At 48.7% G+C, this 19659-nt stretch carries 31 protein-coding genes; 15 read left to right on the top strand and 16 right to left on the bottom strand.

The features are described from left to right. Positions 1–63 precede the first annotated feature (63 nt). Positions 64–297 carry a hypothetical protein gene (locus AC5I6P_RS27350; protein WP_495696935.1) on the bottom strand — a complete coding sequence of 78 codons (234 nt, stop codon included), beginning with the start codon at positions 295–297 and terminating at the stop codon, positions 64–66. A 3-nt stretch (positions 298–300) separates the two neighbouring features. Here AC5I6P_RS27350 and AC5I6P_RS27345 point away from each other — a divergent pair, with 3 nt between their 5' ends. Further along, on the top strand, positions 301–522 hold the full coding sequence (locus AC5I6P_RS27345) for a hypothetical protein (protein WP_495696934.1): 222 nt from the start codon (positions 301–303) through the stop codon (positions 520–522). A gap of 222 nt (positions 523–744) precedes the next feature. Here AC5I6P_RS27345 and AC5I6P_RS27340 read toward each other — a convergent pair whose 3' ends face one another. Together AC5I6P_RS27340 and AC5I6P_RS27335 are read right to left on the bottom strand one after the other, a co-directional pair. After that, positions 745–1074 (bottom strand): hypothetical protein, encoded by a 330-nt coding sequence (locus AC5I6P_RS27340; RefSeq protein ID WP_495696933.1) that lies wholly within the window; start codon positions 1072–1074, stop codon positions 745–747. Between the two features lie 155 nt (positions 1075–1229). Then, positions 1230–1430, bottom strand: a complete 201-nt coding sequence (locus AC5I6P_RS27335) for a hypothetical protein (RefSeq protein ID WP_495696932.1) — start codon at positions 1428–1430, stop codon at positions 1230–1232. 449 nt (positions 1431–1879) lie between these two features. On the opposite strand from AC5I6P_RS27335, the gene AC5I6P_RS27330 reads away from it, so the two are divergent. Together AC5I6P_RS27330 and AC5I6P_RS27325 are read left to right on the top strand one after the other, a co-directional pair. Beyond that, positions 1880–2116 carry a hypothetical protein gene (locus AC5I6P_RS27330; RefSeq protein WP_495696931.1) on the top strand — a complete coding sequence of 79 codons (237 nt, stop codon included), beginning with the start codon at positions 1880–1882 and terminating at the stop codon, positions 2114–2116. Positions 2117–2228: 112 nt separating this feature from the next. Beyond that, entirely contained in the window at positions 2229–2552 is a 324-nt protein-coding gene (locus AC5I6P_RS27325) for a hypothetical protein (RefSeq protein WP_495696930.1), read from the top strand. Positions 2553–2950: 398 nt separating this feature from the next. On the opposite strand, the gene AC5I6P_RS27320 is transcribed toward AC5I6P_RS27325, so the two are convergent. From AC5I6P_RS27320 to AC5I6P_RS27270, 11 genes are all read right to left on the bottom strand, one after another. Next, positions 2951–3700, bottom strand: coding sequence for a hypothetical protein (locus AC5I6P_RS27320; protein WP_495696929.1), 750 nt, complete (start codon positions 3698–3700; stop codon positions 2951–2953). A gap of 11 nt (positions 3701–3711) precedes the next feature. Next, positions 3712–3963, bottom strand: a complete 252-nt coding sequence (locus AC5I6P_RS27315) for a hypothetical protein (RefSeq protein WP_495696928.1) — start codon at positions 3961–3963, stop codon at positions 3712–3714. A gap of 253 nt (positions 3964–4216) precedes the next feature. After that, positions 4217–5773, bottom strand: a complete 1557-nt coding sequence (locus tag AC5I6P_RS27310; protein ID WP_495696927.1) for an ATP-binding protein — start codon at positions 5771–5773, stop codon at positions 4217–4219. 81 nt (positions 5774–5854) lie between these two features. Further along, a complete protein-coding gene (locus tag AC5I6P_RS27305; protein ID WP_495696926.1) occupies positions 5855–6616 on the bottom strand; it encodes a hypothetical protein in 762 nt (253 codons plus the stop codon). A gap of 16 nt (positions 6617–6632) precedes the next feature. Then, positions 6633–7142, bottom strand: coding sequence for a hypothetical protein (locus AC5I6P_RS27300; RefSeq protein ID WP_495696925.1), 510 nt, complete (start codon positions 7140–7142; stop codon positions 6633–6635). A 264-nt stretch (positions 7143–7406) separates the two neighbouring features. Continuing rightward, entirely contained in the window at positions 7407–7883 is a 477-nt protein-coding gene (locus tag AC5I6P_RS27295; protein ID WP_495696924.1) for a hypothetical protein, read from the bottom strand. Further along, positions 7883–8251 carry a hypothetical protein gene (locus AC5I6P_RS27290; protein WP_495696923.1) on the bottom strand — a complete coding sequence of 123 codons (369 nt, stop codon included), beginning with the start codon at positions 8249–8251 and terminating at the stop codon, positions 7883–7885. Before AC5I6P_RS27290 ends, AC5I6P_RS27295 begins: the two co-directional genes overlap by 1 nt. Next, positions 8251–8592, bottom strand: coding sequence for a hypothetical protein (locus tag AC5I6P_RS27285; protein WP_495696922.1), 342 nt, complete (start codon positions 8590–8592; stop codon positions 8251–8253). Before AC5I6P_RS27285 ends, AC5I6P_RS27290 begins: the two co-directional genes overlap by 1 nt. A 103-nt stretch (positions 8593–8695) precedes the next feature. After that, complete coding sequence (locus tag AC5I6P_RS27280; RefSeq protein ID WP_495696921.1) at positions 8696–9007, bottom strand: hypothetical protein; 312 nt, start codon at positions 9005–9007, stop codon at positions 8696–8698. Positions 9008–9032: 25 nt separating this feature from the next. After that, complete coding sequence (locus AC5I6P_RS27275) at positions 9033–9245, bottom strand: hypothetical protein (RefSeq protein ID WP_495696920.1); 213 nt, start codon at positions 9243–9245, stop codon at positions 9033–9035. 3 nt (positions 9246–9248) lie between these two features. Then, positions 9249–10277 carry a ParM/StbA family protein gene (locus AC5I6P_RS27270; RefSeq protein WP_495696919.1) on the bottom strand — a complete coding sequence of 343 codons (1029 nt, stop codon included), beginning with the start codon at positions 10275–10277 and terminating at the stop codon, positions 9249–9251. A 267-nt stretch (positions 10278–10544) separates the two neighbouring features. Here AC5I6P_RS27270 and AC5I6P_RS27265 point away from each other — a divergent pair, with 267 nt between their 5' ends. The 7 genes from AC5I6P_RS27265 (at position 10545) to AC5I6P_RS27235 (ending at position 12131) form a co-directional block, all read left to right on the top strand. Further along, complete coding sequence (locus AC5I6P_RS27265) at positions 10545–10772, top strand: helix-turn-helix domain-containing protein (RefSeq protein ID WP_495696918.1); 228 nt, start codon at positions 10545–10547, stop codon at positions 10770–10772. Beyond that, the gene (locus AC5I6P_RS27260; RefSeq protein ID WP_495696917.1) at positions 10769–10924 is read left to right on the top strand and encodes a hypothetical protein; all 156 of its coding nucleotides are present in this window, start codon (positions 10769–10771) and stop codon (positions 10922–10924) included. The genes AC5I6P_RS27265 and AC5I6P_RS27260 overlap by 4 nt, the downstream gene beginning before the upstream one ends. A gap of 58 nt (positions 10925–10982) precedes the next feature. Beyond that, positions 10983–11204 (top strand): hypothetical protein, encoded by a 222-nt coding sequence (locus tag AC5I6P_RS27255; protein ID WP_495696916.1) that lies wholly within the window; start codon positions 10983–10985, stop codon positions 11202–11204. Then, a complete protein-coding gene (locus AC5I6P_RS27250; protein WP_495696915.1) occupies positions 11201–11353 on the top strand; it encodes a hypothetical protein in 153 nt (50 codons plus the stop codon). The genes AC5I6P_RS27255 and AC5I6P_RS27250 overlap by 4 nt, the downstream gene beginning before the upstream one ends. Positions 11354–11412: 59 nt before the next feature. Beyond that, positions 11413–11583, top strand: a complete 171-nt coding sequence (locus AC5I6P_RS27245) for a hypothetical protein (protein ID WP_495696914.1) — start codon at positions 11413–11415, stop codon at positions 11581–11583. Between the two features lie 142 nt (positions 11584–11725). Then, positions 11726–11929: a hypothetical protein gene (locus tag AC5I6P_RS27240; RefSeq protein WP_495696913.1), complete on the top strand. Its 204-nt coding sequence runs from the start codon at positions 11726–11728 to the stop codon at positions 11927–11929. Positions 11930–11972: 43 nt separating this feature from the next. Then, complete coding sequence (locus AC5I6P_RS27235) at positions 11973–12131, top strand: hypothetical protein (RefSeq protein WP_495696912.1); 159 nt, start codon at positions 11973–11975, stop codon at positions 12129–12131. An 82-nt stretch (positions 12132–12213) separates the two neighbouring features. On the opposite strand, the gene AC5I6P_RS27230 is transcribed toward AC5I6P_RS27235, so the two are convergent. After that, positions 12214–12450: a hypothetical protein gene (locus AC5I6P_RS27230; RefSeq protein WP_495696911.1), complete on the bottom strand. Its 237-nt coding sequence runs from the start codon at positions 12448–12450 to the stop codon at positions 12214–12216. Between the two features lie 235 nt (positions 12451–12685). Here AC5I6P_RS27230 and AC5I6P_RS27225 point away from each other — a divergent pair, with 235 nt between their 5' ends. The 5 genes from AC5I6P_RS27225 (at position 12686) to AC5I6P_RS27205 (ending at position 18155) form a co-directional block, all read left to right on the top strand. Further along, a complete protein-coding gene (locus AC5I6P_RS27225; protein WP_495696910.1) occupies positions 12686–12865 on the top strand; it encodes a hypothetical protein in 180 nt (59 codons plus the stop codon). Between the two features lie 31 nt (positions 12866–12896). Then, on the top strand, positions 12897–13748 hold the full coding sequence (locus AC5I6P_RS27220; protein WP_495696909.1) for a hypothetical protein: 852 nt from the start codon (positions 12897–12899) through the stop codon (positions 13746–13748). Positions 13749–14263: 515 nt separating this feature from the next. Beyond that, positions 14264–14557 carry a hypothetical protein gene (locus AC5I6P_RS27215; RefSeq protein WP_495696908.1) on the top strand — a complete coding sequence of 98 codons (294 nt, stop codon included), beginning with the start codon at positions 14264–14266 and terminating at the stop codon, positions 14555–14557. Next, positions 14554–17973: a DNA primase family protein gene (locus tag AC5I6P_RS27210; protein ID WP_495696907.1), complete on the top strand. Its 3420-nt coding sequence runs from the start codon at positions 14554–14556 to the stop codon at positions 17971–17973. The genes AC5I6P_RS27215 and AC5I6P_RS27210 overlap by 4 nt, the downstream gene beginning before the upstream one ends. Beyond that, complete coding sequence (locus AC5I6P_RS27205; protein ID WP_495696906.1) at positions 17970–18155, top strand: hypothetical protein; 186 nt, start codon at positions 17970–17972, stop codon at positions 18153–18155. The genes AC5I6P_RS27210 and AC5I6P_RS27205 overlap by 4 nt, the downstream gene beginning before the upstream one ends. Here AC5I6P_RS27205 and AC5I6P_RS27200 read toward each other — a convergent pair. Next, positions 18114–19547 carry a recombinase family protein gene (locus tag AC5I6P_RS27200; RefSeq protein WP_495696905.1) on the bottom strand — a complete coding sequence of 478 codons (1434 nt, stop codon included), beginning with the start codon at positions 19545–19547 and terminating at the stop codon, positions 18114–18116. The genes AC5I6P_RS27205 and AC5I6P_RS27200 overlap by 42 nt on opposite strands. Positions 19548–19659 lie beyond the last annotated feature (112 nt).

The raw sequence follows: 19659 nt of genomic DNA, 5'->3' as shown, positions 1-19659 counted from the left end.
CGGCAAGAGCGATCGCGACGAACAAAATAAGGACTATAACCAATTCCATTATTCGCGCCCTTCTCATGGCTTGCTTTGCTCTTGCCGCTTCAGTTCTCTCACCAGGCGCTCCCCTTCGGCAGCAGACTCTTCAGCCTCTTCAATCTGTCTCTTCAGTTCATCTCTCTTCTGCATTGCTTCCTCTGATAGCTGCGTCGGCTTTGGAGGTTCAGAGATTTCCAGCAGAAGCATTTGAATACCTGCGATCGCGATCGTTCCGACTACAAGGATTTTGATTAGATTTTTGAGGTTGATCATGGGATGGCGATCGTAGGGGACGTATCCTTTCTACTTCGAGTTTTGCGATCGCTTCCCTGCTCATCCAAAACAAGTTTACCCAATCAACATCTACAGTTAAGACTCAGGCGATTAGTTCTCAAACTTAGCCCAGCACTGAGGTTTTACCGCAGTCGTGACATTTTATCCGGCGCGATCGCTACGCTCACCGCCGCCGAAACTGCCGATGCGTATGCGGCAAAGTGATCCAAGTTTTAGAAGTAGATCTGAGACGGAACAAGACAAAGTCATGTGGGTGCAAATTTAGGGAACTATGCAAGACAAACGGAGGGAGGAAGAAATCTAGATGAATGCTTTATTGCTGCTAATGTTTTGGTTGTTTTGGGTGGATGCCCAGTTGCCGGATGATTTGCCATAAGAGCGATCGCTGGTTAGGTTAGCGATCGCTTCTTTGTTTGTTTTAAGGTTTTACAGAGCAGGCAAAATTAAGTGATCGCTCTCCGCCGCCGCCGCTGCTTCATCTAGATCAACTTCATGAAAATAGCAGTGCCCATCGCCGCGATCGATCGTGTAAGTCCAACCTGGCAAAGAGTCTTCACCCTCTTGAAAGACGTGATGGAGCGATTTCCAAGTCATCCCGATGATCTGCCCGTCCTTCAATCCCTCAGTAAACTTTCCGTTGCCTGCTTCGGCATAGTGACATTTCACTTTTGTCCAAAGTTCGTATTTCGGCGCGGGTGTCGGCTCGATCAATGCGTGTCTAGCGGCTTGCTCGAATTGCTTTTGTTGGTCGTTCATGATGTTTTCTTAGTAGTGTTTAGCGTGGTGTGAGTATGGGGTTAAGTGGCGATCTATTTACAAGTTCTGCTCGATTCTTGTCAGGGAGGAGAGCAGGGTAGAACCAGACGATCGCTCTAAGTTTGTCAGGGAGGAGCGATCGTCTGGAGGGATGGCTAGAACGGTAATAGTTGAGCGAAGTGGCAAGCGGTTTTTGTAGGTTTCACACACGCTTCGTTTTCCCAGCCTGCTTCAGCTTTTGTTTTGCAGATGCCCTTGCTGTAGAAACGGCATTGAGCGCATGTTGCGGTGATGCGACTGGAGCTGCGCTCATCATTGACTTGAGTGAAAGGTTTAGCGATCGTTGTTGCTATCATTTTGATTACCTCGTTTGTGGGGTGAGGCAGTGCGATTCTTTCCAGGGAGAGCACTGCCTTTTATTTGAAAGTGTCCTCGGAGGCGTATTCCCTCGTCTGCGGACTTGAACCAAGAAGATTAGAGTGCTCTGGTTCCCCCAGCACTAACGGGGGTCCTCTGGCTACCCTTTTCGGGTGGCAGGGACTTACGACTGTGAACCGCTCCACAGATCCCCGTTTCTTGAGCGGGCATCACCTCCGAAAAGGCAGCGTTACCGCCGTTGGGCTTGCGCCCCTCCGAAGGTTGTCTCCCCTCGGCCATGAATCCAATATATCCCTGTCTACAGGGAAAAACAAGGGGTGAAGTATAAGATATTTCCCTGTCTACAAGGATGTTTGATTGAAAAGGCTCTATGGATATTTCCCTGTCTACAGCGTATAATCAAAGGAAAGTTATTCAGGTTGCAAGTATGCCCAAGCCAAAGGGAGCTAAGGGCGGGAATCCTAAACCCGTTCAAACCGAGGAATTCAAACAACAGCAGTTCAATCGCGCAGATAAAGAAGTGGGTGAACTTAGCGCCAAGGTGACCAGCATTCGACTCTTTGTAGAGGATGAGGCGAAATTGCTTCGGCTTTACCCAAATTCGCGCGATCGCAACGCATGGTTACGCGCCACCGTTCATACAGCATTAGAGAGTGAAACTTGAACGATCGCAGGTTGCATTCAACGAGAGACTGCATAAACCCAACTGGCCAACGTATAGGTTAGGCAGAAGCCGTTCAATTCCAGGCTTCACTAACTTTGGAGAAATCCTGATTATGAAAACCACATCTTCTTTACTCCTCGCTTTTTTTGGCTTAGCAACGATCTCATTGTCTTCACCAGCCTGGGCGATCGATGGGAGAACGGCAGTGGGAATGTGTATTGATAGCACGGCGAGCGGTGCGCGCTGCGGTTGGAGCGTTAGCAAAGATGGTTCCATCGATATCTGCAACAAAAATGGATGTGTAACCTGTCCATCTGCAACTGGCGAGTGTAAAGTAGCCCGCCAAACTCCAGTACGGCAACCGCGCAACGATCGGCCTATTTATGACAGACAGCCTGTTTTTGGAAGTCAGCCTGTTGATGGGGGCAGTAAATAACGAAAAGGGCGATTGTCCTTACCAACATCATTTTCCCAGTCCTTGACATAACACCTACATACAAAAAGTCCCCTGATCAAAACGATCAGGGGACTTTTTTGCTTCATCGATCGCGGCTAACGTTTCGCCTTTTTCTTTGTGGATGTGGCGCAAGGTTCAAGAATTTTTCGCAGAACCCAAACTGTTGATCCACTATCGAACCTCACCAAATGATGTAGTGGCATCGAGAATGGTGGCTCTTGAATTGTTCCGACAGATCCGATCGTTGTCTGAACTCGATCGCCTACTTGCAATTCATTCATCTTTTTCGCGCTAGTTGAGTAGTTTGGAACAGGTCGCGTTTAAAACGGAGGGTGTCGCGTTTGAAACGCGAGAGTGTCCCCCAATGCTTGCTCGGCTTAGGATTGCAGCATCACTTTGATTTCACTCACGAGCGATCGCAGGGCGGCATCATCGGTCTTCGCTCGGTTGATCAAGCTCAGCATTGAAAGCTCATCCTTGCCACGACTTCGCGCCATTGCCAGAACATTCTTAGTCGCGATTGCGCTGTCTGCCTCCGGTTCTCTCCCTGCCGCGCAATTGCCAATCATGCTCGCGACTAAAGGGAGATTCAATTTACCGTCCTCACCCGTTTCATCGGGATAGAACTTCGAGTCAGGATCGGTATATAGCGACGGCTCGGGCACGGGCGGCAGGTTGAATTTCTGCTGAATGTCGGCTAACACGTCCGGTGGAACCTGCGAAGCAAAGTGTCGGTAGGCTGCATCACTAAAGTAAATGCCTTTCACGGGGTCGCGATCGAAGTCGATACCAGGGCGAAAACCATGCTCGATCAGCGATGAAAACATCACGTCGATCGCTTTGTCCTGTGCCTCTGATTGAATCTCAGGGGGCATCCTGGCGATGATTCGATCCATGTGGTCCGCGATCGCGACATCGGAAACCCCATACTTTTCATTGTTCAGAACAATGTCTCTGTTCACTCGCTCAACAAGCCCTTTCCCATGCTTTGCTTCCAACGATTCTCTTGTTCTGAGATAGGCATCCACATCTGCTTTTCCGATGGCATGAATCAGGCGATCGCTGATTCTACGTTCTGCATCTGATTGAGGGGACTGACCGAAACCATGGCGATGAATTGATTGCATTTTTCTAACTCTTATTTGGTTGAGCGGAGAAACTTGAACTGGTACTCAGCCTGCATCTGCCGCAGGATTTCAGGGTCGAGCAATTGACCAAGAAACAAATAGGCTTTTGGGGTGAAACAAGCCCTCCCTTCTGAATCAATCGCGTAATCAACCCCTTCGACAAAGCCTTGTAATTTCAGCGAGGAAAAGCAGACCGCGATCGCTACTTTGTGCAATTTGGCTTTAAGTTCTTGCAGCAATTTGACAGTTGGCTTGTTGAGCATTATACCGCTCAATAATTGTCTCATTTCTAATCATATTTTAAGCCGCTTTATGATTATTTCCTAATAGTTTGAGGGAAGTTTTATAGAGGATTCTAATTCTCAAACGACTACAGTAACGCTTTCCGGTAACGTTACCAGTAACGTCAGTAATGTAACGCTGTAACGTCGCATTAACGTTGTTACCGAGCGTTACTTCCCTCATCTGTCGTCACGTTACCCGTTACGCTACCGAATGCCACAGAGCAATTTAATGTTAACTAATCAACGCTTCTAGCTCGTTCCAAATTTCATTACGCTTCTCTCTAAGATGCTCACACTTGCGCTCGTTCTTAGCGCGATTCAAGAATGCTTCACGAGAGACTTCTTTCCCGTCTGTAATCCGTCCTTTTGCCCATTGATAGCCAATCATTAAAGCTTCTCGCTTTTCCTCATTTGGCTCATTCTGGATCAGTTCGATTGCAGGGTCAGTCTCAACAGCAGGCGCGATCGCTTCATGCCCTGAATCGTCGAACGATACCCAAGCTTTCTCAAGTTGTGCCCGTGGATCGGTCGGCACGGTCGGCTGAGCTTCAACCCACTTTGGGAGTGAAGGCAACTCTCCTACGGGCATCCATTCCCGATTGATGTAAACGATGCGATCGCAGTTCGGCAATTCCATCAGCGATGCAGGTAGATCGATCGGAAAGTTGTTCTTCACCTGATCAAACAATTCGCCACTAAACCCGATATGATTCCCGTTCCAATCGAGCGTGCGATCTGGGTGAATCGTGGCGTAGACCAGTTGCAGCTTTTTAGCCGTCTTGCCATTGGGCACGAGTCCACCCGCTACGAACTCAGGCGCAATCACCCAGAGTCCTCGTTGCCGTTTGATGCCTGCACTGCTGAGACTCGCAATCTGGCTGGCTAGAGCATTCAGAAGCGGTTCGAGGGAATCTCGATGCGGCGTGGCGGTTGCGCCAATGTAAGCCCACTCATCAACGATTAACAAGCTGTTTGGGGTATCGATGAATGCCTTGAGAACCTCCATTGCTTGCTTTATGAATGGCACTCCATCTCGCACAGACAGCGACGGCAAATCACACCGTACCGATCGCTTTGCATGTTGCCAGTACTGGGAATCCTCATCGCCATAGCTCATCAGATTGATGTGAAAGACACTGATTCCGCGTTTCGCTAATTCCAATGATGCACAGGCAGCAAGGTAAGATTTCCCGGTTCTCTGTGCGCCGAAGATGGCGCGACTCGTGAATGGACTTGCAAGCAACGCCTCAAATGCAGTGGTGCATTTCTCGACGGGTGATGCCTGCACTGCAACCGCGCCTAGTCTTGTTGGCTCACCGATTGCTTTAGCTGGCTCATCAGGCAGAGCGGGCATGACGGCCCATCCTTCCCGCTCTGCCTGTGGGAGTGCCATCAATTCGTTGTACCCGTCGAGGTAATCCCATGCAGCATCACTGAGATTTAATCCCCGCTCATGGGCGAACTGCAATTCAGCAATGACAGCATCCGATCCCGCTTGCGATGCAAAGTTCAGAAACTCATCCCCATTCAGAAACGGTGCAACCAACCCATACTCACGGATGCAGTCTTGAGCCTTGATTTTCTGATTCTCTTTGTCGAAGATGCGTTTGATCATGAAAGCTGCGATCGCACCTCCTGCAATCGGAGACGCGATCGCGCTGACCCCTAGACCCGCAAACAACGCGATCGCAGTGTCGATCATGTAGGAGTCTTTGTCTACCGACTTCCAAGCGGTCTCTTTCCACTCGATCGGGGCTTTGTGTTGACGTTCAATCGAGAAACTTGACATGATTTATCTAAGCCTCAGAGTCTGGCTACAACGGATGAAAGGGGTATGGGCAGTGTCGAAAGCACTGCCCTTTGTGATTGATTAGCTTTGGCGTGACTTGCGATAGTAGAAGATCAGCGCTCCAATCCCGAATAGTAGTTCCACAATGATTTCAACCGCGAACAGGGTGACCACCGAGAGGACAATGTTTGACCAGTTCAAGCGACTGAAAGCGCCTGTGGATAGGTAAAGCAAGAACTTGAGAAACCCACCATCACAAGGTGGATAGACCGTGAAGCAAATGATCAGGTCAATGATGTAAGCGGCGATGCGGAACTTTCCCATGTTTCGCAGAATGCCAAGCGGTAGCTTGTTGTAGGCAACCTTGAGACTGGCAGCAACCGGATCATCTTTCTCATTCACTCTGAACTTGTGGGACGTGTCATGAGCCTCTAAAGCTGTCCGCATCAAGGCTTTATCCTTGCCTACCACAAGCGGGAACAGTTCGATCGCTTGCAGCAATCCCCACAACACGAACCCAAAGATCCAGGTCGAGGACTCTCCGAGCGCGCCTGCTACGGCTCCGACTAGGGGAATCCGGGCGATAAACTGCCCAAAGCCTCCAAGGTCAGTTTGGGCAAGCAGCCCTCTCACAATCTGAACATACGGATTGATGTTGAGATAGGCAAAGTAAAGCCCAGCGCAAATTGCCAGCACGTACAACCCTTTAAGGAAAATCTGAATCGTTGCCTTCCCTTCTGAATGGCCGTAGTAGTCGCTACCGGGTGAAGGTTGATTGTGAGCAGTCCATCCGGTGGACTGGGCTTGAGATTTGGTTGAGGTTGAATTTCCACGTAATCCCATGTGAGAAGCTCCTTCGTTAGTTCTGGGTGGATTGGTGAGAGTTAGACCGCTTCAAGCCGTTGCCACGAGCGCGATCGAGTGCCTTCTGAACAATCTCCTGATTGCCTGTGAAAGCCAGCTTTGACGCCGTTGGAGGCTTTCCCTTGATAATCTCGGCAGTATTGCCAGAGTCATCACAGACAACGGATCCAGCCGCTAGAGGAAACTTAGTCACACCGTCTAGAACGGGTCGCCCTTCTTGAATGTTGGCAAGCTTGGTTTTATCCGAAAGCGCCACCACAAAAATGCAACCTCGCTCATATCGGGCATCGGCAATCTTTTCTTTCTCTGTCTTGTCATCCTCAGAAGCTAGAATGTCCATCTGCTCAGCCGTTTGAGCATTCATCTTTTCTCGCAACGTTCCCATCTGTTGGGCGTTCTGAGCCATGTTTGGAATCGATGCCACGGTTGCAATGAGGGCAACAATTCCGATTCCGATGTTTACTTTGTTACGTTGTAATTGCCGTTTCTGTCGATTCGTCAGCATTGTTGAAACCTCCTTAACTATGAGCGTCGAAATGCAGTGAAGAAAGCAGTTTGGTTAGTCGATCACGCTTTTGCTCAAGCGTTAATTTGTCCGTGCAAGTCTGACACTCGAACTCTGTCGAAACCTCCTCAGTGACAGAATTCATGAACCGGGAAAAATTCAGAGCCGAGTAGCAGTCTTCAAGCTCGAACAGTTCATTCATCAAGTCGATCGCAAAGATGGCCCTTTCTGGCGTGGAGAGTTGCAATACTTCCTCGGTGGTCATCACTGCACTAGCCACGAAATCACAGCCCACACGTCATCCGGTTTGATCGCAGATAGAGCGTTAATCGCTTGATGCAACTCGCTGCCTTCTTCCCCGTAATCCCCTAGCGCGGACTCGACACATTGCCAGAATCCTGCGTTCTGTCCTGACTGAGCATCGAAACCGTAGCAAGAAAGCACCGCACACACGGCAGCCTGATCGACATGAGACAAGGAACAGTCGTTGTTTCCTTGCTCAAACTGTTGTGCAAACTGCGCGATCGCGGGGTTCTCGTAATTCGCGCCAAAGTATCCAAGTGACTTAGACATTTCCTGTTCCTGGTATTGAGTGAATTTTTCTTCAAGCTTGTCGAGAATCTGTTCGGCTAAACCGCAGTGCTGAGCGCCGAAGTAGCGTTCGATGTCTGCCAGGATTTCGGGTCTCTCCTTGCCTTCTTCCCAGAGACAAACAATGCGGTTTGAGAAAATGTTCGACATTAGTTCTGTCCTCCAACCGGAAACAGCAACTTCTCCTTAAGCCGCAGTCCGGTTAGTTCGGGAACCTTGATTGCAGAGTTCAGACGGTACAAATCCCATTGCTTCAACGGGTTGCAAGTAGGGCAGAACTTACGCCCGTTCTTGAGCCGCTTAAAGTGCTTCTCTAGCTGCCAGTTGCCTTGCCACACTCGCACCACCGAGAATTTGATGCGGCGGTGATGAGCCGCATTAATCAGGGCAACTCTTGACATTCCGGTGAGATGGTTCTCAATGCGCTCTGAGAGACAGTTCGTAGCGCCAATGTAGTGCTGACAGGGGTGAGCGGGATGGATTTGCTTCTCAAAGTGAAGCAAGTAGATGTACGCCATCACTGCTGCCCTCCGAGTAGCCGAGTCCCACTACCAGAACACCCTGCACACCCCTTTGGTGGATTGTTGGGATCGGCGCTGAAGTCCAACTGCCTCGTTCCGTTCGGGTTCGCGATCGGAGGACGGTCTACGGTGGGTGAGGTGTTAGGCGGAGTTGGCAACGGAACCCAGGCAAACCAGACAATTGCTCTTGCCAGCACCACGACACCTAGAACGCCTACCAGTTGGGTCAGTCTGCGGTTCCATCGGTGTTTCGTCTGAAGAGACTCGTGAAAGGCGTCGAAGGTTTTGCGCTCCACCTGGAAGCGGGCGGGCTGTAGTTTATCGGTTGAAAGCCGCATAATTAAAGAATCCTCGAATGATTTAGTGGTTGTTTGTGGGATAGAGCCAGCTTCAGATGTGAGAGTCGGGGGCTGGCTTTCGCGTAACTAGGGTGGCGATTTATCAGTCGTTCATTGCTCCATGAATCATTTTTTGCTGACGATCGAGTTCCGCTAATTGGTCTTGTGGCATGTTTTCAGCCCGATCGAGCAAAGCTTGCGACAGTTCGCAGAGAGCGTTAGCGGCATCAAGTCGATCGTCCGGCTGAATCTGTTTTTTGCGGTTCATATACCCATCAAAGTGGGAAAGCTCAATCGGTGAACCGGTTGCAATGCTCGTTGATACATTGCCGCAAACCATCGCCAAATTGAACAAGGGGAGCGTCTTCCAGGCTTTCCCGTAGAACGCAACGATCGCGTCATAGGTTTTCGGCATTAGATGATTTTCCAAAATGGGTGAGCTATTCCGACCAATCCGCGATCGCGGCGAATTCGTCCTCTTGTACCGATAGCGTTGGCTGTTGACTTGTCCGGGGTTTTGGTACTCCTAATTGCCCTTGCGCCCACAGATTGATGATGAAATTAACTGCAACTTTCGGATCGTCGGCACTGCCAAGCTCAGAGGCTAATTGAGTCACTTTCTCGTGATGGTTTTTTGCAATTGTGACGCGCATCGATCAACCCTCCACCTGTGCCGTTTTCCGAATGGCGACGGCATACAATCCGCGAGCGTTAGCCCACTGTGGCTCATCCAAGACACTGATATCGCGCTTCGACAGAAGCGTGGCAATCCCCGGCAAGCAAGCGCCTCCTCCGACGGCAATCAATGCTGTCGCCGCCTCTTTACGGTCTTCCGTGGGCCGAACCATTGGGGCTAAGACTTCGTTCACCCATCGGGGTAGCTCCGCTTTGTAAGCCTCTGCAAACGACCAATCCGCATACTGAGTGCCATAGCGAAACGTCCGATCTTCAATGCCACGGCGGATGAGGTGAGGTTGACCTTGCTTCAGTAACTTGGTTCTGACCTGCTCGTTCGTCGCGATCGCATCAATCAACTTTTCAACGCCGCCATTCTGCGAGTAGTTGCGGCTGGTTAACTGCAAGCCGTTGAAACTGGAAACGATCAGCGTTCCGTTGCCAAGGTCATACAGAATGGCATTAGTGGTATCGACCTTGTTCTTGTAGTGAACGATCGCACCCGTGCCTTCCTCTAGAACTTGCAAAACTTTGATGGTCACTTGAGATTGCCTGCCCTGCATTCTGACCAGGTGAATTCCTTCTAGCGCCTGCTTGATTCCATTGCCCAGTGCTTTCCCATCGTGAACGCTAACCACGACGCCTAGCTCCCAGTGATCGCGAGCATGCTGCTCGGACAGTGCCCCTAGAAGCAACTGCAACCCTAATTCGACTTTGCCCGCTTTGGAGTCCGTCACACGACGAATTGCAGAAGGACTGGAGTAATAGGCGTTCACTCCGGTCATCCATTGCTTACTCGCTAAGTCTTCGCGAGTACCTGAGAGGTACTCTACATAGCCTTTTGGGGCATCTGTGGAACGGCTTGGAAGATAGTAAACGTAAGACTCTAGGCGAGTTTCACCAGTGGACGAAACGAGTTTCAATGCCCCGTTGCCGATATCTGCCCCAATTGGCATGAATCGGCATGACTGGCTAATGGCAGGAGATGCTTTTTCGGCTGCAATGTTCATTTTTAACTCTCAAACAGTTGTAGGGATTGAGTTGTAAGCAGTTTGGCGAAACGTGCCAGGTATGGCTGTGATTGCCCTTTGCGGTTGAATCTGCCGTTTCGCTTCGATACCCTCAATATAGTCCGACAAATCGGTAGTGTCTATAGTTGAGTAATACTGATTTCTGATAAACAATGCAACGAAAGATAAGTAATATCGACTTGTCGTACTACTCATAAATGAGTAATATCGACTCATGCAAAACAAATGTAAATTGGGGGCATGACAGTGAAGAACACAATCAAGGCATTTATAGAGAAACGCGGTATCAGCGTGTATCGCTTTCGGAAGGACGTAGGCGTTGCCCAAAGTACTGCTTACGACCTGGTGAACAACTCCGACAGAATTCCCAATGCTGATGTGTTGGACAAGATTTGTACAGCCTACGAAATCCAGCCAGGAGAAATCATTGAATGGATTCCTGCGGCGCAAAGAATTGAGGCTAAATCGCCATGACTAAGAAGCAACAGAGCGAAAAACAAGAGCCGCCTAAAGACTGGTTACAAGTTATGGAAGACATAATTGCTCGCGAAAAACTAAGAGAGCAATCGGAGAAGGAAAAGCGCTCCTCTAGTGATGACGAGGATGATCGCCAAAGGAATAAGTAAAGCGATCGCTATGGTTCAAAATCTCCCGCCATCAAATTAAAAATGAGCAACGAGAAAAATGAGCAAGAAGCAAAACGACGAACCGCCCAAGGACTGGCTGCAAGTTATGAAAGATGTGACTGCTCGCGCCAGTTTTGTCAAAGGTGAACAAGATGCCGAAACATTCAAGCGACGGACAGGCAGAGAACCAACTTCCGAAGAATGGCAGCGTAGATACGATCAGCAGATCGATCGCGCATCCAATCCAACCAATGTGGCAGAAGAGGTTGAATCCCCATGACTAAGAGACAAAGCGATAAACACGATCCATCTAGAGATTGGCTGCAAGTTTTGGAAGATGTTGCCATTCGTCATCAGAAAAAACTAGAGGCTCAAGCTGGAAAAGAGCGGACATCTAATGATGAAGGTGATCACCAGGGAAGCAAGTAAAGCGATCGCTACGGTTCAAAATCTCTCACTAATAAAGTAAGCAATCATCAATAGAAAAAATGAGCAACAAGAAAAACAGCAAGCCTAAAGAGAGCGAAGCTGAGCCTACAGACTGGCTACAAGTGCTGAAAGATGCTTGCAGAGACGAGCGTAAAAGATTAGAAGCCGAAGCCGCTCAAGCCAAGGAGAAGGAGCGCGAATCTAGTGGCAATGATAAGGATGATCATTAGGGGAGTCAGTAAAGAGATCGCTACAGTCTAAGATGCCCAAGCATCAAAATGAGCAACAAGAAAAACACCGAATGGAAGATGCATCTGCCCGCGCCATCCATCCAGACTTTGACAACCTAGAAACATGGGACGGTTCAGGGATATGAATGACGCTTTCTGGGAAGACTTCGACAGAGAAATTGATATCTATTACGCTAGGCTCGAAGCTCAATCTTTAGAATCTGCCCCTCGTCAACAAGAATCTGAAGAACAAAAGACTGATAAGCGTCGCTCGAAAAAGAAAGCGAAATCTGATGGCGATCGCCCTTCTGATAGCGTGAAGCGGAATGAAGAGGCTCCGCAGTAAGAACCCTCCCAGGATTCGCTAACAGTCCCTACTCGTGCAAACTTTGCAGTGTTCCCTTCGCAGCAAAAAGCGCATTCCTGCTGTAACAGGAATGCGCCAAACAAATTTATTAAACTATCCCAATGTTAATCCTCAACCTGCGTTCAAGCAACTGTGCGATCGCGCCGAAGCGTCGTCGCAAAAATACTGTTTCCGTGCTTAGAGATGTTGAAAGTATCTCGGTTATTGATCGCACTCTGCTCATTTTTTGCAAAGATGCAGCGCAGGCTAGAAACCTGCTTGAATTAAATCGAGAGATCGCGCAACAATTCTCCCACCTCAAGACAATGCAATTCTTTGCAGGTGGGGAGCTCCAGTATGGTTTGGCGATCGCGCCAAAAGGACTCAAGTTCGCTGACAATATTCCGCCAAGGCATCTGCGGTCTTGAAGGGTTCCCAAGAAGCCGGACGATCGCGCCCAATAACGCTTCTACCTCTAAAGATAGATATTGTTTGTGAACTTGAAGCACAAACAAATGCAAAAGTCAAACTCAAGCGATCGCTTGAATGAAGAAATGAACGCGATCTTGCTAAGCGCGGAACGGCTGGAACCTCTTCACAGAGAGAGATTCAGCTAGTAATCCTAATCATAAGCTGCTTACAACTATAAGCAGCAGAAACCCAGACAGGGTAAGGATTTCAAGCGATCGCTTGAGGTTGACTTTCGTTGAAGATGTGTCACAATAACCTCGTATCAATACAGCTGTACTTAACGCTATGGATAGTAAAGAGCTTTTCTTGAACAAGGCTGTCTCTCGTGAAGAGACACTAGATGTGTATATCTCCATGCGCGTCACACCATTAGACAGACAACTGCTTAATCGGTTAGCACGTGAACGCGGCACTAGTCGATCGGCATTGCTACGTCAATTTGTCGTTTCTCTCCGCTCTCAATAGATCGCGCCTCCGAACCGGAAGGAGATGAATTATGAGCGCTAAATCCAACATTGAACGGGCAATCGAGACCTCTACCCCGAATGTGGGGCAGTTGGCAGGGCAGCAGAACGCGAGTAAATATCGCCCGCTTGTAAGAGCGCTACTTCCGAGCGTAAGCGATGGGGCGAGTTTGGCAACGTCTAACAATATGCGGATTGATATTGTTGGTCACTCTTATATTGAACTTCCTGAGACGATTGAGTGGGAGGAAACGCTCTTGCAGCTTGATGCAGTAGAACATTCGATCTTTTCTTTTTCTGGCGCTCCACCACAGTTAATCGGACTGATGGCACTTAAGCGTTTTGTGTTAATGCGCATCATCCAGAAAGATTGGAATTCAAAACACAAGCCTGTTTCAATTCCTAGAGATATCAAGTCATTGGTAGAGGCAAATGCTGACTTTTGGTTAGCAACGATCGAGCTTCTGAAGCAACTCGATTTCCCGCCTGGAATTTTGTCTGTGTCAAAGTTTGACTTATTCAAGATTCTATTTCTTGAGGACGTGCTGACTTTCGATTCTGCGATCCTGTTGAAACCTGATAAGTCCAAAACGGAAACGGCGGTATCCATACGTAAACTGATGCAAAGTCAGAACAGAGCGTTGTTGGCGCTAAGCAACCCTTTTGATCGCGATTCCTTCCCGGTAACAGCGGCATTTACTGATCGCGCGATCCAGCTTGCGGAGCGCAACGACGTGTTTCGCAAGAAATACTACAACCGAATGGTTAGGGCGAGGGAGAGACTCACAGCCTTCAAAATCGAAAATAATTTTCGCTTAGAGCAGTCGGTTGCTGGTCGTTTTGTAACCAGTCGGCAAGGCAGAAAGAAGAAAGCGGAACAATAGGCAAAAAGCCTTTTATTTTGTCGTAGCCAGAAAACTCATGCCGCAAGGGATACGGCGAAAAAAATCTTTCTGCGAAATTAGCAAAAAATGCAATTATCCTGAAAATGAGACAGGCATGAGACTAAGTTTAGCTTTTTGTGTTTCGAGATGATCGTTCCTCTAGCGATTATTGCCCCCAGATATGGGGTCTGTAGTTCTCTTTTTGAGTCTCACCAAAAGGCAAAAAATAAGGCTCCCTGGCAGGAGCCCTAGTCAAATTAATTCAGTTAACGAGCGAACAAAATGGAAAATTTTGGTTTCTACCCGCACCTTAGGGTAGTCGAAAAAAGGCAACCCAATCAAGCTTTTCTGCTTCTCAAGCATAACACGAAAACCCGACACGCTTACCGTAGATTTAGGGAAATTAGGTGTGTAGAGCGCACAAAGCAGCGATGGACGCCCGAACGAAGCCGACAACAGGATCTAGAACTCGACTTTCAAGACCGCGTCAATGAATTGAAAAGAGGTGAGTTTTAATGAACTACTCTCCTTTATTCACAACTAATTGCACTAGAAACTCTAGCACCTACACAGAAGGCGACCAGTTAGGGATCTTCACAGAGCCGAACCCAGATTTGATTGTCGATCGTGTTCCTGAACGCCTCGCACTTGCAGTCGATCGCTACTACATCCGGCACAGCGATTGGTCCGCAGGCATCCAGTTAACGAGAGATGAGGCTTATCGAGCGATCGGACTGATTGGACGAAAGCGCGATCCAGAGGCGATTTATTCGGCGATCGAGCGAGTGGTGGATGGGGGTGTGCTATGAATATGGCCGCAACTCAAGCACTTAATGACGCTCAAACTCTCGAATCAAGCGACCCCGCTACTGTCGGCAAAATTCAACTACAGCATTTAGGTTTTGTTTCCGACAGTGAGATTTGTATCAAGGTGTCTTTTGACCATGAAGCATCTCTCAAGCCTGACTGGTGGGCGATGAAGCAGGATGGGGAAACGCCTGTCAACTACGTCTTCATGGGAAAAGTAACTGTTGACGGAATCTCCGTTCAGAAATGCCAATGGAAGGGCGAAGACAAAGACGGGAATTCCATTTGGAAGCCCTCAGGAGAGACATACAACTTCGATCACTTCCGACAGCTAGGAAGCGAAGGAGCAACGGTCTACTTCTATCCCAACAAGCCCTCTGGCGGCATCTCAAACGCTCACATCAAAACTACCGACCTCGTTTTCTACGAGATTGATGATCTGCCACTGAATGAGCAATGGGAAGCCTTGGAGCGGCTAAAAGCCAACACTGGTCTGGTTCCTTGTGTTGTTGTATTTACAGGCGGCAAATCTCTTCACGTTTATTTCCGGCTGAGTGAAGGGGTTAGTCAGACTGATTGGCGGCGGCTCTCTCGTAAGCTTTGCATTCTCCAGTCTGCGGATCACAACATCGTGAATCCGGCTAGGGCGATGAGGCTTGCTGGGATTCCTCGGCGCAAATCAGACGACTTCGGGCTTCTTGAACCAAAAGAAATCACGGTTGAATTTGTTTCTGACGAGATTTACTCACCGAATGATTTTGAGGCACGTTTAGATGCCACCGGAGCATTCCCGAACGGTTTGAGCGATAACCGCTGGAGTCAATGGGTTACGCAACGTAACAAGCAGAAAAATGGCAATACAACCGTTGATCCAGCTATTGCACTAAATGACCCAGATTTAGATCAGCGAATCGAACGCGATCGCGCTGCATGGCTCAAGCAAATGGCTGAGAAAGGCGACAGCGAACACGATGAAGAGATTACTACTCGCCTTGTTAATGAGATTCTGAGCTTCATTCCGCCGCGATCTAAGGGTGGTAATAGTTACCAGCTTTACCGCAAAATTGCTGCTTGCTTGAAGAATCACTATGGAGAAGCCGCCGCAATCAGCATGATGGAGAGCCATTCTCCGTCGAGACAATGCGGATGGAATGTCGCTCAGGTGGTTCGTTCCTCCAAGGGGACGTGGAAGATCGGAAGCCTGATTAACACGGCAAAGGATGAGTTTGGGTGGACTTTTCCGCAATGGACGCGAGATGCGTATCGCAACAAAGCCAAGCAGCATCGCGATCGTGATGCTGGTTCAAGTGAAAAGTCATCTACAAGCGACAAGCCTCCCTCTAGTGGTAGTGACCAAGAACTGCAAGGCGTGATCGCCAAATTGAAATCCCTTGGATTAGCAATTGAACTAGAAGAAGCGTTATCTTTGCCTTGGAACAGGATTTTGATATTGGCGGCGGATCGATGCGTCCCAACCGATGGCAAAGATATAACCGCGATCGCCAAAATCCTGATTGAGATTGCAGCTACGAAAATCGATGACCTTGAAGCAAGGTTGTTAATTGCCAAACTTAGCGAGATTCCTGGATTAGGAAGGCAGCCGCTAAACAGGTTGTTGAAGCAATTCAAAGAGCAGGCGGATTACGATCGCCGTAAACAGCAAGCAAAGCAGGCGCAACAAGAGAGGGAGGCTGAGCAGGAACGCAGGCAGCAAGAGGCGAAGTCGGAAAGTCGCCCTTATATCCCGATCGAATTTGACAACAAAACTGGAAAACCAATAACACCTAAAGCTGGGGTTGTTGACAGCGTTTTGTCGCAGTTCTATCAGAAAACTCTTTCGTGGAACCCCGATCGCACTTGCTTTTATCGTTATGGGACCGAGACTCAAGGCGTATGGTCGTCTGAATCTAGAGAGTTTGTTGAGCAGTTGATTAAAGATGAATTGAATTCTAACGGGTTGGACTGCGAATACAGCGCTGATTACGTCAAGTCTGTCTACAGCTTAATGTCTAGCTCTTTAGCTTGCAGGAATTGGAGCAAGGAACTGGATTCGGATCTTTTGCCGTTCCAAAACGGAATTCTTCGTCTTTCAACAAGAGAGTTCTCAAATCATTCCCCCGACCATCGCTTGACCTGGCAACTACCTTACAGTTACGTTCCTGGCGCGACGTGCGAACCGATTATTGATTGGTTGCGCGAAAGTCAAAATGGAGACGAAAAAATCGTCGAATTACTGAGAGCCTATCTGAAAGCGATTCTTTGTGGACGTGCCGATTTGCAAAGATTCATCGAGTGTGTTGGTAAAGGGGGGACGGGAAAATCTACTTATATCCGACTCGCACAAGCGTTGATAGGATTCAGAAATTGCTTCGTGACTGAACTCAAGCAGCTTGAAGGCAATCGTTTTGAGACGGCTGGGATTTATGGAAAACGGCTTGTGGTCATCACCGACTCAGAGCGCTACGGGGGTAGCGTATCGATACTAAAAGCTCTTACGGGACAGGATGCTCTGCGCCTCGAAGAGAAAAGGATTCAGCAGAAATCAGAAGGCTTTATGCCAAACGCGATGGTATTGATCGCCTGCAACGAGCCGATCCAATCTGCTGACTATACAACTGGTTTTACCCGCAGAAGGTTGAGTATTCCATTTGAAAATCAAATCGCGAAAGAGTTGCAGCGAGATCTAATTAGCATCGGACGCAATGGGGTAAGTGGTGAGTTTGCGGAATTTCTTCCAGGACTCGTTAATTGGGTGTTGGACATGCCTGATCAGCAAATGTTCGATTTAATCAAGAACACGGACGTTTCAGTTCCGAGCTTGAACGCGTCGCGATTGGAGTCAATCGTAGAATCAAATCCTTTGGCTGCGTGGCTAGATAGTCGTTGTGTTTTTGATGCTGACAGTAAGACTTATGTTGGAAATGCGGTCAAGTACACATTTTCGGAGAGCCCTGACGATGGAGCGACAAGGACGACCCGTACTTATTGGGAGGGGAGCGAAACCCTCCTCTATCCTAGCTACATCGCTTACAGCAACGCTGTAGGGACAAAGCCAGTCAGCTTACAACGCTTTAGTCGACTGCTTAGTGACCTTTGTGTTGGGCAGCTTGGACATGCTGAGGCAAAGAAAGAGAGGGATAGCAAGGGTGCTCACTTTGTCGGACTCAGGTTTCGTACTAGCGATGATGTTGGCATCCCGCGACCAATAACAGGGAAACCCGAGTCCGACTTCAACGAAGAAGTCGTCAGCGATGTAGTTGAAATTATCCGTGAAGGGATTGCAACAAATTGCATTGAGGAGGTTGTATCGGCGGTGTTTAGTGAAGTAACAGACACAGATCGAATTGAAGCGATCCACAGACTTTCTTGTGATGAGAAAAAAGTTCTGAACTTCGCTGAGGGGAGGCGACGGGCATGAGTAAGCCTGTAACCTGGCAATCGATCTCGCAAGACATGGCGCAATGGAAGCAGATGAAGCAACGGCAGGCAGACGCGATCGCTGAACTAGAACGCCTTGCAAAGTCAAACAATGTGGTTCCGAGTTCTGAAGTGGTTCGGTTACTCGCGATCGTCAAATCGGACAGTTCCCAAGTCGCCTAGAAACTCTACGAATAGAACCGTGTCGCCTGCCTTGACGACACGGTTTATAAGTTGGGTGTAGATAAACCGTCGTTTTTCAACCGACAAACTTGAAAAGAATTCAGGATCAGACCCAACGTTGACGAGATCTTCTCTGCGTTGGATCTGACTAGTCGATTCGGATCGCTGTTTTGCTTCTAAATCTATAATCTTTTGCTGAATGCCAGGGATTGCGGCAGCAAAATCCGGATCGTCGCCTAGCATTGCCAATTTGCGACGTAATGCTAATAACTCTGGAGTGTCCTGAGAAACGGTTGGTGTTTGCGATCGCTCGATTCGAGTGGCGATTTCTTGGGCTGCCCGTTGGCAAATTGCCGCGATCGCAAACTGCTCAGCATCAACCGATAGCAATCCGCCTTTCAAAGTGCAGGTTCGCGAACCTGCCGGAGCATAGATATCATCGCAGTAATAGCGCCTACGGTGCTTTCTGCCGCTAATTGAGGTTTTAGCGCCGCACTGACAATAAATTAAGCCACTGAGGGGGTATTGCACGGCAGAGGATGGACTGATACCAGATGCCCTCATTTTGAGCAGCTGATCTATTCTTTGTGCTTCGTCCGAATCGATGATCGCCTCATGGTTGTTGTATTGAGCAATTTCTTGGGGCTTGCCGCGGTTCCCAAAGTAGGCAAGATGACCGCGAACAGTTGGACTTTTTAACCATTTATCTAACTTCATGCGATCGCGCGGGAAGTCCTCCCACCACCCAGATCCGTAGCGCTCCACTCCATAGCGTTGAATCATCAAATGGCATGTGTTCCGAATACTCCCCTCCGTAAGGTAGGTTTCGATAATTTCGCGAGCAACGTCGAAGTAAGTCTTGTCTGGCTGAGGTGGGTAAACATCTCGGTTCACGACATACACATCGTTTTCAACTTTGTAGCCAAACGGTGGACTAGACGCTTTCTTTTTGCGGCGGCGGCGTGCCCAGCCTTGCTTAGCAGCATATTGGTTTTTCTCTCGCCACCATGCTGCGTCTACCGCTTGTTGGCGTGCCGCTTTTCTGCCGTCAGGCGTGATGAAATCGATCGCACCGCCAGAAGTGAAATGCAGTTCAGCTTCATATAGCGCAAACTCTTCCATCACTTGCTCCCAGTGCAGCGTAGAGCGGGTGAAGCGATCGAAGCAGGGGACTATGACTTTCTTAGTGATTCCTTGCCTCACGCGCTCTAGGACGGTGTTATATCCCTCGCGATCGTCACGCGAACCAGATTCAACATCGCTGAAGATGCGATCGCGAGGAATGCCACAATCTTCTAGATCCTCTTTGTATCGTTCTAGTCCGTGCCCGTGCGTGATTTGTTTCAAAGTCGAAACACGGCAGTATCCATCAGTATCGGGTAGCTGATTCATAGTGACGGACAGAATGACGAAGAATGACGAATAGTGATGGAAGCAGTGATGGACTTGTGACGGACTTATGACGGCTGAAACCCTTGTTAATGACGGTTATGACGGGTTTTTG

The organism is Myxacorys sp. (genome assembly GCF_059501405.1).
This window is presented reverse-complemented; position numbering and strand designations above follow the sequence as displayed.